The sequence below is a fragment of the Stenotrophomonas capsici genome, assembly GCF_034961085.1.
GTDB lineage: Bacteria > Pseudomonadota > Gammaproteobacteria > Xanthomonadales > Xanthomonadaceae > Stenotrophomonas > Stenotrophomonas capsici.
The window spans coordinates 1-2,778 of the sequence record NZ_JAYFUH010000157.1 but is presented as its reverse complement, the minus strand read 5'-3'; the positions used below and the strand labels follow the sequence as shown (position 1 = coordinate 2,778).

Annotated in this window: 1 protein-coding gene and 1 pseudogene; both read left to right on the top strand. The window is 67.6% G+C overall.

Annotated elements, in window-relative coordinates; genetic code table 11:
- On the top strand, positions 1-2,451 hold a 2,451-nt coding region (locus VA603_RS10560), incomplete at its 5' end, for a polysaccharide deacetylase family protein (RefSeq protein ID WP_323438792.1).
- 3 nt (positions 2,452-2,454) lie between these two features.
- A pseudogene (locus VA603_RS10555) lies at positions 2,455-2,778 on the top strand (tRNA uridine-5-carboxymethylaminomethyl(34) synthesis GTPase MnmE); the annotation flags it as partial.

Sequence of the window (2,778 nt, the reverse complement as noted above, 5' to 3'; positions counted from 1 at the left end):
CAGCAGACGCCGGCCGACCGCACCACCTCCAGCCGCATTGGCCAACAGTTGTTCCATGACGGGCTGGAGCAGCGCGAGGCCATCGCCGCGCAGTTCGATGCGTTGCTGCGCCAGAGCAGCCCACAACGCTTCGCCACGCTGGGCACGGTGCTGGACTACATCGAATCGGCACCGGAGCTGTACGACGCCGACCGCCTGGCGTTCCGCGAAGTGCTGCGTGACCTGCACGAGCGGGTCGGCAAGGACTCCTCGTTGCCGGCGGTGAAGCTGCACCAGCGCATCGGCGAGGACCTGGAGGCGCTGGACGAGATCGAGCGCAACTACAACCAGGAAATCACCCGGATCTTCAGCCGTTTCGATCGCACCCGAGCCATCACGCTCAAGCGCGAGAAATGGGACGACTACATCGCCCACCTGCGCACGCAGTACAGCCGCGAGGCGATCCTGCGTGACTACGGGGTGATCGAGCCCTACCCGATGTCGATGAAGGACAGCGAGCGCGAGATCTTCGGCCGCGACCTGCCGGCCAAGACCGTGGTGTTGACCTTCGATGACGGCCCGCACAAGGCCTATACCGATGAAGTGGTGGCCATTCTCAAGCGCTACGACGTGCCGGGCGTGTTCTTCGAGGTGGGCCGCAACCTGGGCGCGATCCAGCCCGATGGCAAGGTCAAGCTCGGGCCGATGGCCGGCATCAGCCGCAACCTGATGGAGCAGGGCTACGCGGTGGGCAACCACAGCCTGACCCATGCACAGCTCTCGCGGACCAGCGGTGACGCGCTGCGCGAGCAGGTGCTGGGCACCGACATCCTGCTCAAGGACGTGGACAGCCGCCGCGCGCCGTTGTTCCGCTTCCCGTATGGCGCGCGCAACGCCGAAGGCCTGCAGCTGCTCGGCGAGGCCGGCCTGAAGTCGATCATGTGGAACATCGATTCGATGGACTGGGCCGACCCGGTACCCGAGTCGATCGTGCAGCGCGTGGTCGAGCAGGTGCAGAAGGAACAGAAGGGCATCATCCTGTTCCATGACATCCACGACCGCGCGGTGAAGGCGTTGCCGCAGATCCTGGACCGGCTGATCGCCGACGGCTACCAGTTCGCCGGCTGGAACGGCCGTGACTTCAGCGTCAGCCGCCCGCGCAAGGGCGCGGCCAGCGACGCCACGGTGACCACCGGCTACGAAAAATCCTGGGCCATCGTGATCGGCATCGACGACTACGCCAGGTGGCCCAAGCTCGAGTACGCCAGCCATGACGCGCAGGCCATCGCCGATACCCTGACCGGGCAGTTCGGCTTCCCGTCCTCGCAGGTGATCGTGCTGAAGAACGAACAGGCCACGCGCAACAACATCCTGGCCGCCTTCCACGACCGCCTGGCCGATGACCGCACCGGCCGGAACGATCGCGTGTTCGTGTTCTTCGCCGGCCATGGCGCCACCCGCCAGCTCGCCTCCGGGCGCGACTTGGGCTACATCATCCCGGTGGACTCGGACCCCAACGAGTTCGCCACCGACGCGATCGCGATGACCGACATCCAGAACATCGCCGAGAGCATGCGCGCCAAGCACGTCATGTTCGTCATGGATGCCTGCTACAGCGGCCTGGGCCTGACCCGCGGCGGGCCGTCCTCGTCGGCATTCCTGCGCGAGAACGCGCGCCGCAGCGCCCGCCAGATGCTGACCGCCGGTGGCGCCGACCAGCAGGTGGCCGACAGCGGCCCGAACGGGCATTCGGTGTTCACCTGGGTGCTGCTGCAGGCGCTGGCCGGCAAGGGCGACCTCAATGGCGATGGCCTGATCACCGGCACCGAGCTGGCTGCGTACGTGGCGCCGGCGGTGTCGGCGGTGTCGCGGCAGACCCCCGCATTCGGCAGCCTGCCCGGATCGCAGGGCGGCGAGTTCGTGTTCCAGGTACCGGACAGCCAGGAATACCTGACCGCCGACACCCGCCAGCTCTCGGCCGACGCGATCGCGCTCAACAACCGCGTCGACGCCGCCCAGGATGCCAAGGGCGAAGCCGAGGCACCGGTGACGGTGGCCGACCTGCAGGGCGGCAAGAGCACGCTGGTGGTGCCTGCGGCCGGGGCGGTGTCCGACCGCCAGCGTGCCCAGCAGGCCAATGACCGCGGCCTCCAGCTGTACCGCGAGAAGCGCTACGACGAGGCCGTGGCGCAGTTCACCGAAGCGCTGAAACTGCGCCCGGACTTCGCCCTGGCGGCCAACAACCTGGGCTTCGTCTACTACCGCCAGCAGCGCTATGCCGAGGCTGCGCGCTGGCTGGAGAACACTGTGAAGATCGACCCTTCGCGTGCGGTGGCCTACCTCAACCTGGGCGATGCGTACTTCAATGCAGGCGACAAGGCCAAGGCCAGGCAGGCCTACAGCACCTACCTGGAGCTGCAACCGCAAGGCAGCGGCGCGGCCAAGGCGCGTGCGCAACTGCAGAAGCTGTAACCGATGAGCGCGTTGTCCACCGGCCAGACCATCGTTGCCATTGCCAGCGGCGCCGCTGCCGGCGGCGTCGGCATGCTGCGCGTCTCCGGGCCGCGGTCATTGCAGATCGCCGTTGCCCTCGGTTGCCCGATGCTGCAGCCGCGGCACGCGCACTACGCCAGGTTCCGCGATGCAGGCGGCGAGGTGATCGATGACGGCATCGCGTTGTACTTCCCCGGCCCGCGCAGCTTCACCGGCGAGGACGTGGTGGAACTGCAGGGCCACGGTAGTCCGGTCGTATTGCGACAACTGCTCGCGCGCTGCATCGAACTGGGCGCGCGCCAGGCG